This window comes from Streptomyces sp. NPDC014727, assembly GCF_043083485.1.
Lineage (GTDB): Bacteria > Actinomycetota > Actinomycetes > Streptomycetales > Streptomycetaceae > Streptomyces.
Genome location: NZ_JBIBYR010000020.1, coordinates 101,795 through 116,841, shown reverse-complemented (window position 1 = coordinate 116,841; position 15,047 = coordinate 101,795). Strand labels below are relative to the sequence as shown.

The 15,047-nt window shown below is 70.6% G+C and carries 10 protein-coding genes and 2 pseudogenes; 9 read left to right on the top strand and 3 right to left on the bottom strand.

Translation table 11 applies throughout. The annotated features are described in order from the left end of the window. The 3 genes from ACF1B9_RS27485 to ACF1B9_RS27475 all read left to right on the top strand — a co-directional run. Positions 1–255 (top strand): integrase core domain-containing protein (locus ACF1B9_RS27485; RefSeq protein ID WP_391744954.1); only part of this gene is annotated, 255 nt, incomplete at its 5' end. A 9-nt stretch (positions 256–264) separates the two neighbouring features. Beyond that, positions 265–915, top strand: a complete 651-nt coding sequence (locus ACF1B9_RS27480; RefSeq protein ID WP_391744957.1) for a response regulator — start codon at positions 265–267, stop codon at positions 913–915. Between the two features lie 97 nt (positions 916–1,012). Then, entirely contained in the window at positions 1,013–2,170 is a 1,158-nt protein-coding gene (locus tag ACF1B9_RS27475; protein WP_391744959.1) for an ROK family protein, read from the top strand. Positions 2,171–2,219: 49 nt separating this feature from the next. On the opposite strand, the gene ACF1B9_RS27470 is transcribed toward ACF1B9_RS27475, so the two are convergent. Continuing rightward, positions 2,220–2,987, bottom strand: a complete 768-nt coding sequence (locus tag ACF1B9_RS27470; protein WP_376272214.1) for a GntR family transcriptional regulator — start codon at positions 2,985–2,987, stop codon at positions 2,220–2,222. A gap of 308 nt (positions 2,988–3,295) precedes the next feature. Next, entirely contained in the window at positions 3,296–4,180 is an 885-nt protein-coding gene (locus ACF1B9_RS27465; RefSeq protein ID WP_391744961.1) for an RNA polymerase sigma-70 factor, read from the bottom strand. A gap of 154 nt (positions 4,181–4,334) precedes the next feature. Here ACF1B9_RS27465 and ACF1B9_RS27460 point away from each other — a divergent pair. Further along, a pseudogene (locus ACF1B9_RS27460) lies at positions 4,335–4,860 on the top strand (alpha/beta fold hydrolase). A 57-nt stretch (positions 4,861–4,917) separates the two neighbouring features. Here ACF1B9_RS27460 and ACF1B9_RS27455 read toward each other — a convergent pair. Beyond that, positions 4,918–5,766: pseudogene (locus ACF1B9_RS27455) on the bottom strand (DMT family transporter); the annotation flags it as partial. 47 nt (positions 5,767–5,813) lie between these two features. On the opposite strand from ACF1B9_RS27455, the gene ACF1B9_RS27450 reads away from it, so the two are divergent. From ACF1B9_RS27450 to ACF1B9_RS27430, 5 genes are all read left to right on the top strand, one after another. Further along, positions 5,814–7,283, top strand: coding sequence for a PLP-dependent aminotransferase family protein (locus ACF1B9_RS27450; RefSeq protein ID WP_391744963.1), 1,470 nt, complete (start codon positions 5,814–5,816; stop codon positions 7,281–7,283). 117 nt (positions 7,284–7,400) lie between these two features. After that, on the top strand, positions 7,401–8,981 hold the full coding sequence (locus ACF1B9_RS27445) for an alkaline phosphatase D family protein (RefSeq protein WP_391744965.1): 1,581 nt from the start codon (positions 7,401–7,403) through the stop codon (positions 8,979–8,981). Between the two features lie 73 nt (positions 8,982–9,054). Further along, complete coding sequence (locus ACF1B9_RS27440) at positions 9,055–10,428, top strand: SWIM zinc finger family protein (RefSeq protein ID WP_391744967.1); 1,374 nt, start codon at positions 9,055–9,057, stop codon at positions 10,426–10,428. Further along, entirely contained in the window at positions 10,425–13,154 is a 2,730-nt protein-coding gene (locus ACF1B9_RS27435) for a DUF6493 family protein (RefSeq protein WP_391744969.1), read from the top strand. The genes ACF1B9_RS27440 and ACF1B9_RS27435 overlap by 4 nt, the downstream gene beginning before the upstream one ends. A gap of 391 nt (positions 13,155–13,545) precedes the next feature. Next, positions 13,546–14,985, top strand: coding sequence for a GNAT family N-acetyltransferase (locus tag ACF1B9_RS27430; RefSeq protein ID WP_391744971.1), 1,440 nt, complete (start codon positions 13,546–13,548; stop codon positions 14,983–14,985). Positions 14,986–15,047: the final 62 nt, after the last annotated feature.

Below are 15,047 nucleotides of genomic sequence, written 5' to 3'. Positions count from 1 at the left end.
GAAAGCGGGCCCGTCCGGTTCGGAGGGAGGTCGAGCGGAAAAGGCCCTGCCCAGCAGGGACCTCGCCGCTCGGCCGACCCTACCCGCACCCTCCTGGACGAATGGGCCTACGCACGGCCCTACCGGACCGAGGCCGAAAGGCGTGCCGCCTACCCGGCCTGGCTGCACACCTACAATCACCACCGCGGACACACCGCACTCAAGGGCCAGCCACCCGCCAGCCGCGTCCCCAACCTCACGGGTCAGTACACCTAGGCTGACCTGATGCCGGTTACCGTTCTTCTGGTCGATGACGAACCCCTCGTCCGCGCGGGGCTGCGCGCGGTTCTTGAGGCTCAGCCCGATATCGAGGTGGTGGGCGAGGCGGGCGACGGCGCCGCGGTGATCCCGCTGCTGCGTCAGCTACGCCCCGATGTGGTGGCCATGGACGTCAGGATGCCGCTGATGGATGGCATAGAGGCGACGCGGGTGGTGCTGCGGACCGTGCCGGATCCACCGAAGATCCTGGTGGTCACCACCTTCGAGAACGACGAGTATGTGTACGAGGCGCTACGCGCCGGAGCGGACGGTTTTCTCCTCAAGCGTGCCCGGCCCGCCGAAATCGTGCATGCGGTGCGCCTGGTCGCAGAGGGCGAGTCGTTGCTGTTCCCGGCGGCGGTCCGGCAACTGGCCGCCGAGTACGGCACGAGCAAGGCGCGGGCGGCCATGGACCGGGCGTCGCTGACCGAGCGTGAGGCTGCGGTCCTCCGGCTGATGGCCCGCGGGCTGTCGAACGCGGAGATCGCCACGAAGCTCGTGATCGGTGTCGAGACGGTCAAGACCCATGTCAGCGCCGTACTCGCGAAGTTGGGTGCGAGGGATCGCACGCAAGCGGTGATCGCCGCGTACGAGTCCGGCTTCGTCGCTCCGGGCTGATCACCGCCGCCGCATACCCGTTGCCGCCCGCGGTCGCCCTGCACCCGGGCAGCGAGTACCATCCGCCTGACATGCGCACGAGCTGGGAGGACACACCGTGGGTCGGCTGACCGGTGGGGATCCGTCGCTGTTGCGACGAATCAATTCCGCGGTGGTACTGCACGCCCTCCGGGGCGCCGACTCCCCCACCCTCACGGACCTGACCCGGATCACCGGTCTGTCCCGGCCGACGGTCGAGGGAGTCATGGAAGGGCTCTTCGAGGCCGGACTGGTCGTGGAGTCGCTGCCCGACGAGGGTGGGACGCGACGCCAGGGGCGGCCGGCCCGCCGGTTCCGGTTCCGTGCCGAGGCCGGGCACCTGCTCGGCATCGAGATCGGTCCGCACCGGATCTCGGCGCTGCTGTCGGGGCTGGACGGCCGAATCATCGGAGCGGGCTCCCGCGAGGTTTCGGAGACGGCCTGCGCCGACGACCGTCTCGACAAGGTCAGGGCCGTGGTCGCCGATGTTCTGCGTCGGACCGGCGTGGCCCGGAGCAGTCTGCGCGCTGTCGGGGCCGGCAGCCCGGGCATCGTGGAAGCCGACGGAACCGTACGGCTGGGCACCGCGCTGCCGGGCTGGACGGGTCTGGCGCTGGGTGAGCGGCTCAGGCGCTCCTTTCGCTGCCCCGTCCTCGTGGAGAACGATGCCAATGCCGCGGCGGTCGCGGAGCACTGGAAGGGGGCGGCCACCGAGTCCGACGACATCGTGTTCGTCCTGGCGGGGCTGAGCCCGGGCGCCGGATCACTGATCGGCGGGCGGCTGCACCGCGGTTTCGGCGGCGCGGCCGGTGAGATCGGCGCGCTGCATCTCCTCGGCCGCGAGGCGACGCCGGAGAAGCTTCTGTCGACGACGGACACGCCATTGGACCCGTTGGACGAGCCCGCGGTCGCCGCCGTGTTCGCGAAAGCCCGGCACGGCGACGTCCGGGCGCAGGCGGCGGTCGAGCGGTTCATTCAGCGTCTGGTGCACGATGTCGCGGCGCTGGTACTTGCGCTGGACCCGGAGCTGGTGGTGATCGGCGGTTGGGCCGCGGGTTTGGACGGTGTCCGGGACCCGCTCCGCCGTGAGCTGGCCCGGTACTGTCTTCGGCCGCCGCGGGTCACCCTCTCGCTGCTCGGCGAGGCGGCGGTGGCCACGGGCGCCCTGCGGCTGGCTCTCGACCATGTCGAGGAGCAGCTCTTCGCGGTGGAGGGAACGGTGACGGCCCGCCGCTGAGTGCGACGGGCCGTACGCGTACATCACGGGACGGTGGAGGCGACTGGGTTCAGGAGGCCTGGCGCTCCTCGTTGTGATGGCTGATCTCCAGGTCGCCCGAATCACCGAAGGTGAGCCGGCACGTGTCGGCGCGGTAGGTGGCGACGGAGAGTGCCGCCGTGCCACCGGCCGCGAGGTAGCGGGTGGTGACGACGAGAACGGGGGCGCCTGGAAGCCGGTCCAGCTCCTTGGCGTCGTCCACGCGCGCCGAGCCGAGTTCCACCGAACGGTCCTGGCCGTCGAGTCCGAGACGGTGCAGTTCGCGCAGGACGCTGCGGGCGCGGGCAGGGCCGGAGGGGGCGTCGATCGCGGAGAGGTCGGGCACGGACGCCGACGGGACGTACAGGAGTTCCGCCGCGACGGCCTGTCCGTGGGTGACCCGGATCCGGCGGACGATGTGCACCGGCTCGTCGGGCTCCACGTCGAGCGCCGCCACCACGGACGCCGGTGCGACCGCCGTCGTGCAGTCCACCGGCTGCCATGCCTCGCCGGCGCCGCCACCGGACCAGTCCCGTTGTGCCGTGGAGACCGCGACCCCGACGCGCGGCGGGGCGACGGTGGTCCCGACGCCGCGGCGACGCTGGAGCCTGCCTTCGAGTTCGAGCTGCTCCAGAGCCTGCCGGAGCGTGGCTCGGGCGACTCCGAACCGGGCGGCGAGCTCGCGCTCGTTGGGCAGGATCTCGCCCACCGCAAAGTCCGAGTCGAGTGCCTCACTGAGCACGGTCTTGAGGTGCCAGTACTTCGGCTCCTGCACCGTTTCCAGCTGCGTGGTCCCCACCCTGTCCTCCGCAATCGCCCAGCGGCTTTTCCGCGACGTTATTTATTAAAGGTTCCTGTCTTAACGTTGAGACCATAGGACGGGACATCCCCTTGGTCAAGACCAATCCTCCATCGGTCACACAGCGAAACGGACCTCTGCCGCACAGCGTTCACAGGACGTTCGTGGTGCCGTGAGCCGCCCGCAGCACAACGCGTCACGATCGGACGGGCGGCGGGACTCCGGGCAGGGTCGGCAAGGCGTTCCCGCCGGGTGAACCGGAGGAAATCACGGCGATGGCGAGTGCGACGAAAGGACGGGGATTCCGGCTACTCTGCGGCCAGGCCGATCAGCTTGTCGTGGTTGCGCACGATATATACGGATTGAATGAGCCCATTCCTGATGTCCACCTGGAAGACGGAGTCGGGCTTTCCACCCGAGAGCACCAGAAGGCCCGGCCCACCGTTGAGCTCCAGGAACCGGAAGTCGGGGTCCGGGATCTGACCGTGGGCGACCGCGAACAGGAAGCGGCCGACCTTGCCGGCACTCTCGATGATCCGTAGCGGCGCCTTGGACTTTCCGCCGCTGTCCCCGACGAGCCGCACATCGGGCGCCAGCAGTGCCAGCAGCTCCTGGATGTCGCCACCCGCCGCCGCAGCGAGGAACCGCTCCGTGAGGTCACGGCGCCGGGCCGGGTCGACGTCATAACGCGGTCTGCGCTCATCGACATGGCAACGCGCACGTCCCGCGAGCTGGCGCACCGCCGCCTCGGACCGATCCAGTGCGGCGGCGATCTCGGCGTAGGGGAAGCCGAAGGCCTCGCGCAGGACGAAGACGGCCCGCTCCAACGGTGACAGCGATTCGAGAACGACCAGCACGGCGACCGAGACGGAGTCGGCGAGAACGGCCTGTTCCGCGGTATCGGGAACGGCCGGGCCGAAGTCGGTGACAAGGGGTTCCGGAAGCCATGGTCCGACGTACGACTCACGCCGCGACTGCACCTGCCGCAGTCGGTCGATGGCAAGCCGGGTGACGACCCGCACGAGAAAGGCGCGCGGTTCCCGTACGCCCTCGCGCGAGGCGGACGACCAGCGCAGCCAGGCCTCCTGCACCACGTCCTCGGCGTCGGCGATCCCGCCCAGCATGCGATAGGCGACCCCGATGAGCACGGGACGGTGAACCTCGAAGACGTCGGTCGCGGTGTCGGCTGTCACCCCTCCATCCCAGCCGACGTGTCACACCGTGTCCAGCGCGAATCGCCCGGACCTCTTGAACTGCAAGCTACCGAAGGGTAATTGTTATTGACGAGACGTCTGAGTCGCCCTCAGGCATGGCTCATTCATGCCGGATCACCCCGGGAGCACCAGCATGGCCACCATGGTCTCGTTCAGCGTCGACTCGTCGCGGGGCCCCGCACCGTGTCCGTGGCGTACGAACGGAGCGGCTCCGGAGAGCCGTTGCTCCTGCTCCACGGGATCGGACACCACCGTCAGGCCTGGGATCCGGTGCCGCGGTGTCGATGCCGATGCCGGTGATCGAACGGCTCGCACGCAGTGCGGCCGGACGTGCGTCCCTGACCAGCACCGTCTGCGCCCGGCCCGGTCGCCGTTCACCCGGTTCCGTTGTCGCGGAGACCATCGCCTGGCGCGAGGCGACCGGTTTCCACCAGACGCTCGCCGTCGGGCGGAGTGTCACGTTCACCGACGACGTGCCGGGGCTGCCCGCCACCGTCGCCTGGGGCAGCCGCGACCGGTTGCTGCTGCGTCACCAGGGAATCAGGGCCAAGCACGCCGTTCCCGGTGCCCGGCTGGTGCGGCTGCCCGGTTGCGGGCATGTTCCGATGAACGATGATCCGGCGCTGGTGGCGCGCGTCATTCTCGACACCAGCCGCTGAGCCGGCCCCCCGCGCCGCGCCGCGCCGCGGCAGGACGCCCGAGCCGAGCACCACACCCAGCCCGACCAGAAGGCTGCCGCCGGCCTGCGGGATCCCGTACGAACCGGTGCCGACGAGCGGTGCGGTGAGCGCGGCGGAGACCGGGATCAGGCCGGAGAAGAGTGTGGCCCGTTCGGCGCCGATGCGCTGCATGCCCATGTACCAGCAGACGAAGCCGACAACGGTGACCACGGCTGCCTGCCAGAGCAGCGCCCCGGCCTCGCCAGATGTGGGCATCCGCAGAACGGCTCCGCCGTCGAGCGCCACACCGAGCAGCAGGGACTCCACGGTGGCGACTCCGCAGACCGTGGCTGACAGCAGTTTCGGTCCCAGCGGGCGCAGCACGGGTACGGCGAGGACGGCGAAGCCGACCTCGCCCGCCAGCGCAGCGGCCGAACAGAGGATGCCCGCCGGATCCGTACGACCCCACCCCTGAACGGCGAAGGCCCCAATGGCAACGAGCGCGGCCGCATACAGGACCGCGCGCATCGGCCGGCGGCCGTCCAGCAGCGGTACGAGAACGGCGACGAGGATCGGGGCGCATCCGACGAACACCCCTGGAACGGCGGGTTCCGCGGATCGTTCCGCGCCGAGTACGGCCAGGTTGAAGCCGACCATGCCGACGGCTGCCAGCAGCGCGAGCCGTCCCCACTCGCGCAGGGTGAGGGCGCGCAGCGCGGCGGTCGGCCGGGGCTGCCCGTCGCGAGCCAGCAGCGGCAGGAACAACAGCGCGGCCAGGCCGTAGCGCAGTGCCTGGCCGCCCGCGTACGGGTAGTCGCCGAGCACGCTGTTGGCGGTGAAGGAGGCGCCCACGAGGATGCAGGCGACGGCCGCGAGGAGCGCCCCGCGCAGGGAAGTGGCGTTCATGGAGCCGACGGTAGGCAGCCGGACGGTCCGGTTTAAGGTCCACTTTCATGATGTCTTCGGGGACCAATTCGCCATCGGACGGCATGGAGTCCGGGGAGTCCGTGTCCGCTGCCTGGGAGTTGCTGCTTCCGGCTGCCGCGGCCCCGGCCCGTCGACGCGGCCGCGCACTCCAGTCGGCACTGCGCGAGGCCGTACGCTCCGGCCGTCTTGTTCCGGGTACGCGGCTGCCGTCCAGCCGTGCCCTCGCCGCCGATCTGCGGGTGTCGCGGGGACTGGTCACCGAGGCGTACGAGCAGCTCACGGCGGAGGGGTATCTGCGCAGCGGACGGGGTGCGGGCACGTGGGTGAGCGGGGCGGTCCGGGCCGCCACGCCGGGCGCGCGCGATCTAGCTCCTCGTGCCCCGGGCGCTCGTGCGGATTTCCGGCCCGGCACGCCTGATCTTTCGCTGTTTCCACGCAGCGCCTGGGCCGCCACGTACCGCTCGGTGCTCGGCCGGCTTCCGCACAGCGCACTCGGCTACCCCGATCCGCGTGGGCTGCCCGAACTGCGAGAGGCCCTGGCCGCACTGCTTGTCAGGCGCCGGGGAGTGGTGGCCGATCCGGAGCGTCTGGTGGTGTGCTCGGGCGTGGCGCAGGCGACGACCCTGCTCGGGTTTGTGCTGCACGGGCGGGGGATACGTACCGTCGGCGTCGAGGATCCCGGGAGCCCCGAGCACGCCGCGCTGTTCGCAGCCGCCGGAATCGCCACCACCGGACTACCGCTCGACGACGAAGGGCTGGCTGCCGAGCCTCTCGTACGTTCGGGCGTGCGCGCCGTCATGACCACTCCGGCGCACCAGTTCCCTACCGGAATCGCCTACTCCGCCGCCCGTCGCAGCAGGCTTCTGGACTGGGCACGCGCCACGGACGGGCTGGTGGTCGAGGACGACTACGACGGCGACTTCCGTTATGACCGCGCGCCCGTCGGCGCGTTGCAGGGGCTCGACCCGGAGCATGTCGCGTACACCGGCTCGGTGAGCAAATCGCTCGCCCCGGGACTGCGGCTGGGCTGGCTGCTCGCCCCGGCGAAGATGACCGACGAGATCGTCGCCCGCAAACGCACGATGGATCTCGGCAATCCGGCCGTCGACCAGGCGGTCCTTGCCGACTTCATCAGCCGGGGCGGCTACGACCGGCAGCTGCGCCGCTGCCAGCTCACCTACCGTGAGCGGCGCGACACACTGACCGCGGCGCTGGCTGAGCACTTCCCCGGCACCGAGGTGAGCGGGATCGCCGCCGGTCTGCACATCATCGCCCGACTGCCCGAACGGTACGGCCCCGAGCCGGTGTTCATGGCGCGCGCGGCCGCGGCAGGGGTGGCCCTGCGGCCACTGGGCGACTTCGGCACCGTAGCCTCCACGGACCGGGCGGTGAGCCTGGTTCTCGGCTACGCGCATCTGGCTCCTCAGGACATCACGCGGGGTGTGCGGTTGCTGGCAGCGGCTCAGCGATACGAGAAGCGGACCGGACATCGGTGAGGGCCGGGGGCCGGGTGTTCATCTGAGGTTGGTGTGCGCGCCGCCGACGGGCACAAGGGTGGGGTCGGTCGACCAGCCACCCGTTCGTCCCCTGTCCACTGCCCCGGAGGCGCCTCGATGTCGTACCGTCCGCGTATTCCGTCCCTCGACCGCCGCGGTGTGCTGCGCGGTTCACTCGTCGCGTCGGCGGCGCTCACGCTCCCCGCGGTCGGCGCCGCCGCCCCCGCCTTCGCGCTGTCCGGCAGGCCGCGCGCGGCATGGGGCGTGCAGGTGGGCGATGTCACCGCGTCGTCAGCGCTGGTCTGGGTCCGGTCGGACCGTCCGGCCCGGATGGTCGTGGAGACATCGGCGACGGAGTCCTTCCGGCGGGCCCGCACATGGCACGGTCCGCTGGTCGGTTCCGACACGGACTTCACCGGGACGACACCGCTGTACGGGCTGCCACCGGGTGAGCAGGTGCACTACAGGGTGACGCTCTGCGACCCTGAAGACCCCCGCCGCACGGGCGAGCCGGTGTACGGAACGTTCCGGACCGCACCCGCCCGGCGCCGGGACGGGGTGCGTTTCCTGTGGTCCGGCGACATCGCCGGTCAGGGCTGGGGCATCAACCCGGACATCGGCGGCTATGTGGTGTACGACGAGATGCGCCGCCTGGACCCGGACTTCTTTCTGTGCAGTGGTGACAACATCTACGCGGACGGGGTGATCGAGCCGAGCGTGCCCCTGCCCGACGGGCGTGTCTGGCGCAATGTCACCACGCAGGAGAAGTCGAAGGTCGCCGAGACCCTTGCCGAGTACCGCGGAAACTTCCGCTACAACCTGCTCGACCACAACCTCCGCGAGTTCAACGCGCAGGTGCCCTCGATCATTCAGTGGGACGACCACGAGGTGCGCAACAACTGGTATCCCGGGCAGATCCTCGGCGACCCCCGCTACACCGAGAAGAACGTCGATGTGCTGGCGGCCCGGTCGATGCGGGCATTTCGCGAGTACTTCCCGGTGTCCACACTGCGTGCCTCGTCGGACGAGGGCCGGGTGCACCGCGTGGTCCGGCACGGACCGCTGCTCGACGTGTTCGTCCTCGACATGCGGTCCTTCCGGAACGCCAACTCCCCCGGCCGACAGCCCGACGACACCACCGGCATCCTCGGCGCCCAGCAGCTCCGCTGGCTCAAGCACGAGCTGTCCCGGTCCCGCGCGGTGTGGAAGGTGATCGCGGCGGACATGCCGCTCGGACTGGTGGTCACCGACGGCGCCACGGACTTCGAAGCGGTTGCCCAGGGCGATCCCGGAGCGCCGCTCGGCCGTGAACTCCAGATCGCTGAACTGCTCCGCCACATCAAGCACCGGCGGATCACGGGCACGGTCTGGCTGACAGCCGATGTGCACTACACATCGGCGCAGCACTACGAGCCCGAGCGTGCGGCGTTCAAGGACTTCGCGCCGTTCTGGGAGTTCGTGTCCGGACCGCTGGCGGCCGGCCAGTTCCCGGCCAACGCACTCGATGCGACGTTCGGTCCCGACCAGGTCTTCGTGCGGGCACCCGACCGCGCGAACGTGTCGCCGATGGAGTCTCCGCAGTTCTTCGGCGAGGTCGACATCGACGGCGACAGTGGCGAGTTGACTGTCCGACTGCGGGCCCAGGGCGGTTCCGTGCTGTTCAGCAGGGTGTTGCAGCCGGGACGCGTCGGGCAGTGAACCGACTCACCGGCAATCGGCCCCGTGCAGTGGGCCGGGGCCGATTGTCAGTGGTGGGTTCTACGGTTCTTGCATGACCCGATCCGTTCAGGCATTGGCCTACTCACGCCCCTCCGCGCTGCAGTCCTCGCAGGCCGGGCAGCTCCTCGGTCTGGAGACCGCCGGTGGCCTCACGCCGCGGGGCAGCGAGCTTCATCCCCGGTTCTTCTCCGGGTTCCTCACCTCACCGAGGATCGCCGCGCGCGGTCTGCTGGCGGTGGCGGACGTCGCATCCACACGCTACTACCAGCGCACCCTGCCCGCCTCGCTCGACCCGGTGGTGACGGGCAACGGTGACCGGTTGCGCTTCGAGTCCTTCTCCGGCTGCTGTGGCGTGTACGCGCGCCTCGATGTACTCCAGGACGGTTTGGACGGCGCGCGGACGGGTCATGGCACGACGAATGTGGATGTCAACAACCCACTCCGGGAGGCACTTTCGCGGATAGCGGGAGACGATCCACTGCATATGCGCGTGGGACCGGACGAATTGGCGGTCATGACCACGGACGGACCGGTCGTGGAGAAGAAGGTGCCCTTGCCCGACCGATGGCTGCGTGGCTTCGCCGAGGCGCAGGTGGTGTCGGCCGGTTTCGATCTGCGGGCCGAACTTCCGGCCGCGGAGGCCGTACGGTTCCTGCGTACCCTGCCTCGCTCGTCGGGGAATGCCTCGCGGGGCGCTCAGTGGGTCGTTCCCGTCGGCAAGACGTTGCGGCCGACGACCCGACCGGTCGCGGGTGCGGTGTGTCTGCCGGGCCCCGAGCGGTTGGCGGCATTGCAACGAGTGTTGCGTCATGCGACGGCACTGCGGGTGTACGGGCCCGTGGCCGAGGGTGCGGTGACGGCGAGCGCCTGGGAGGCGGTGCTCCCCGGTATGCGGCTCACCCTGACGCTCTCGCCCGATGCCTCGCGGGGGTTCTCCGGCGAGGGCGGGGTGCTCGACGCGTTGGCCACCGACGATGCCGCGGCCGACGCCGAGCTGGTGTCCGTGCTCCTGGCCTGGGAGCCGCGGATCGAAACCGCCGATCTCGCGGAACAGTCGGGCCTGACGATGCAGCGGGTGCGGGCCGCGCTCACCCGGCTGGGGACGGCGGGCCGGGTCGGCTATGACCTCGCCGACGCGACCTACTTCCACCGCGAGCTGCCGTACGACGCCGACCGGGCCGAGCGGCACAATCCGCGGCTGGTGGCGGCCCGCCAGCTGGCCGGCGCGGGCGCCGTCGTACTGGACGGGGAAGTGGCGACCGTGACCTCGACGGAACTCCGGTACCAGGTGAGGGAGAAAGACGGAGTATTGAGCTGCACCTGCCAATGGTGGGTCGACTACCGCGGGCGCAGGGGCCCGTGCAAACACGCGCTTGCCGTCCGGATGGTCCGCCGCGGTGCGCCGGTTGCCGGAGGTGCGCGATGAAGGAGCTGCTCACCGCCGTACGGGAAGGACGCAAGGAGGATGTACCGGCCCTGCTGGCCCAACTCGACGCAGCCGAACGACGCTCGGCGCTGGCGGAGTTGAAGGCACTGCGCAAGGAGGCGCGGGGCTGGCACTGGCACGAGCAGGAGAGGATCCGAAAGGCCCTGCTGATCGCCGGCGCAGGCTGTCACGCGGGCGCTGCGGGCTGCGCGACCTGGATCGGCGGCCGGGACCTGCTGGGCTGGACACGGTCCCCGTACCCACTGGTCCTCGAAGCCCTGGCGGACCGTGACCCCGCCTGGCTCGGTGACGTCGCACACCGGCTGGCGGCGCGGCCGGCGACGGCACAGACGACGTACGAGCTCATCGACGAACTGGTGAAGATCGCGCAGTGCCCCGTGCCCACCACGGACGGCTTTGTGCGGGGCTGGGCCGAGACGGTCTCGACCGTACGGTGGCGACGACGCGGTACACGAGCCCTCATCGATCGCCTTCGTGCCGACCCGCATCTGGCTGTTCTCGTCCCTCGGCTCTTCGAGCTGACGGAGCTGCCGCCGCAGGTGACCTGGTACGAGCAGCCCGACGACCCATGCCACTGGCCCCAGACGCTGGCCGTCCTGGCGGACGAGGGACTGCTGGAGCGGCGGGGCCTCGTCGACAGCTGTGTGACCCGGTTGCTGCGCGGCGGAAAGCCCGGCGACCTGCGATTCTTCCTGACGGTGCTCCGTCGGCTCGCGCCGACCGAGCGGGAGGAGGCCGAAAGGATCGCCGACTGGATCGGAATGGCCGCGGACGGGATCTCCACCGTGGCCGGTCATGCCCAGGCAGTGCTCGCCCGGCTGAATGAGCGGGGCGAACTACCTGTACGGGCACTGGCGGATGTCTCCGGCTCGGTGCTGTTTCGTTCCGAGAAGAAGCTGGTCCGGGCCCAGCTCGTGCTGCTCGGCAAGGTGCTGCGACGCGAACCGTCGACGGCCGACGAACTGCTGCCCGTCGTCGCCGAGGCCTTCGGGCACGAGGACATCGACATCCAGGAGCGGTCGCTCAAACTGGTAGCACGCCACCTGCCCGCCGTCGCCGATCCGGTGCGCCAAGAAATCGCCCTGTCCGCATCGTTGTTGGGTCCGGCGCACCGCACGGCCGCGGCGGAGGTGTTCGGCGATCTGCTGGACGAACCGTCGGCCGCGGAGCCGTACGAGGAGGTTCTGCCGCCGGTCCCCGCACGGCAACGTCTCGAACCGGCGTCGGGAACGCTGCCCGAGCTCGTCGAGGAGGTGGTGGTCCTCGCGAGATCCGCATCGCAGGAGAGCACCGCCTTCGAGCGGGCGCTGGACGGGTTGGTCCGCCATGCCCGCGCCGACCGGCAGGCACTGGCCGACGCGCTGCGTGAAGCGCTGGCGGGACAGTGGTGGCTCGGCGACGAACCGCAGTCACTGGTGGAACGGCGGCTCCGTTCGGAGGCGGGAATCGAGCTCGTCGTGGCCGTCCTGCTCGGGCGGGTACCGGCACAGGCCGTGCATGACGGGCGTGCCGCGTGGACGGGCACCGGGACCTGTGTCCATGCCGCGCTCACGGGAGTGATGAAGGCTCGGCTGTGGGAGGCCGCCGACGCTGTACTGAGCGGCACCGCACCGTTCCTGCTCGCCTTCCCGACGTGGCACACGGGCTCGATCGACCCTGCCGTGCTCGTCGAGCGACTGCGCACGTACCAGCGGCTCGGGATCCGGCCCGGGGAAGCCGACTTCGCCCAGGCCCTGCTGCGCGTACGGCGCAGCGGTCAGCACGAGGCCGCAGCGGCTGCGGCCCTCCTGGGCACCGCGGAGGGTGACCGGCTGGCCGCCTGGCTGCGGAGCGACGTGCCGCTCGCGCGCGTGTTCCGCTTCGATCTGGACAAGGGCAGTACCTCGACACGAGGCCGGCCGCTGCGGGAACCGACCGACTGGACGCGGCGCGTCCTGATGGCGAGCGAAGAACACCCCGTCATCCAGCAGGAGTTCCCCCTTTCCTTCCACTGGCTGGGCCATCCGCATTCACCGGACCACCGCCTCTGCCACCACTGGGGCGACCACTCGGGTACGTGGCTCGCCACGCTGCCCGAAGACGGCGAAACGCTGGCAGCGTGGCTGCTGCCGACCACAGCGACCTGCGCGACGCACGAATTGTGTGGCACCGCCGAACCGTTGCCCGGACTGGTCGAACTCGGCGGGCCGGCCGCCCCCGAGGCCATCCATCTCTCCGTGGCATACGGGCTGGGGGCCCGTCATCCGGAGGACCGGTTGTCGGCGGTGGACGCCCTGCTGATGCTCGCGGCCCAGGACCGGCTGGACGCAGCATCAGTCGGCCAGAACCTGGCGATCCTCCTCGACCACAAGCTGGTGAAGCCCAACCGGCTAGCGGACTCCGCCCGTACCGCGGCGGTCACGGGCGCATACCGGATGGTGCTCTCCGTACTGGTCCCCGTCCTGCCAGGGCTGCTCGCTCAGGAGAAGGCGCCTCGCGGACTGAGCGACCTGCTCTCCGTGGCCGCCGAGTGCGTGGAGCACTGTGGGCCGGTGAGCTCGGAGCCGATACCCGGTCTCACCGAAGTGGTGGCGCGTGGCGGATCCTCGCAGCTGGTACGACAAGCGATGCGCCTGAAGACGGTCTTGGAACAGGCAGCCGAACCGACAGACTCCGGACCGATGGCCTCCGGACCGACAGGGAGCGGCGAGGACATCGTGGCGTAACCCGCAGGGGCACGCCCGAGGCCGATGAGTGACGCCCGGACGGGTCAGGGTCGGACCGACGCGGACCGGACCGGGTCGGACCAGCGCCGTCCCGACCGAGGATTGTCGTCCGGGCGCGCTGCTCCTCGCAGCGCGCGGACAGCAGCTGCCCGACTCCGACCCCGCGGGATACGCGGGCCTCGCTCACCGCCCCGGGCCCGGAAGGAAGCCGCCGTCCCCCACCCCACACCCCGGTCCCGACCACGGGCAGCAGGACCTGCCCTACCGGCCTATCCAGAATCGATCAAGACAATAAACCGCCAAAACCGGCGATAGAGGTCCAGATCCACACTTAACCCATCAGTCACAGAGCGTTCGCGGTCAGGCAACACCGCTGGGTCACAGTGATGGCATGACTGATGTGACATCCGCCAAGTCCGCCCGCCGCTCCCACCACTGGCGGCGGGACGCGACCGAACTCGCCGCGCTGTTCACCGCGGTCGCGGTGGCCGACGCGATCGCCAACCTGATCGGGCACCAGCCGAACGGACCGTACCTCCTGATCGCCTCGGCCGTGGCCCTGGCCGTGACAGCCGCATTCCACACCTGGTGGGCGCGGAGGCACAGCCACGCTCCCCCTCCGACCACCAGCGACCCCTTCGCGAACAGCGACGGCGCGGCCCCGTCCCAGCACATCGACCCCGCCGCGAACACACTTGTGACCCCGGCCACCGCAGCCGGGCCGGCCCGGTCCCCCGAGGACACGGTGCTGTGGCGGATGCGTACCACCGTGCGGGACGCCCCGGGCAGTCTGGCCGCGCTGTGCACAGCGCTGGCCCGGCACCGGGTCGACATCCTCACCCTGCAGACGCACCCGCTGGCTCAGGGCACGGTCGACGAGTTTCTGCTGCGTGCCCCTGCCCCGCTGCAGGCCCAGCTGCTGAGTCGGGCGATCTCCGCCGCGGGGGGTGGCTCGACGTGGATCGAGCGGGCCGACGCGCACGACCTGGTGGACGCTCCCACCCGCATCCTGAGCCTCGCCACGCGCACGGCCCTGGACGCGGCCGAACTCCCCCTCGCCCTGCGTCAGTTGCTGGGCCGCTGCACCATCCACTCGCTGCCCGCCGTCTCGTTCACAGGCCGCTCCACCGATGAGACGGCACCCATCGAGGGCATGCTGGAGGAGACGGTGATGCGGCTGCGCGACCCGTCCGGAGGTGCCATCACCGTCGAGCGGCCCTACCTTCCGTTCACCCCGACCGAATTCGCCCGGGCCCGCGCCCTGGTGGAGCTGGACGCCCGGCTCGGACCCCGCGTGCCACGCGGCGAGCACGTGCTGACCCTCCCCGAGGGCGAAGAGATCACCGTGCACCGGGTGGACCGCGGCGATCTCGCAGCAGCGCGGGCCATGCACGACCGCTGCTCCGAGCAGACGCTGCGGATGCGCTACCACGGCCCCGTCCACGACGCGGACCGCTACCTCGACCACCTGCTGAGTCCCCGATTCGGCCGCACCCTGGCCGCGGAGACGGCGTCTGGCCGGCTGGTCGCCCTCGGCCACCTCCTCTGGGACGGCGACGAGACCGAGGTCGCTCTCCTCGTGGAGGACGAGTGGCAGCGCCGCGGGATCGGCTCCGAACTCCTCGGCCGTCTGGTGACGCTCGCCATCGAGGCGGGCTGCGAGAGCGTATATGCCGTCACCCAGGCGTCCAACACCGGCATGGTCGCGGCCATGCGTGCGCTGTCCCTGCCGCTGGACTACCAGATCGAGGAGGGCACGCTGGTCGTCACCGCCCGACTGGACGCGACTCCGATCCGTTCGCTGCCACCGTACGAACAGGCCGGTCGCTGACCTCCCGACGCGGGAATCCCGCTCCGGGGCCTCCGACCCCGGGGCCACGAACCCCGGGGCCC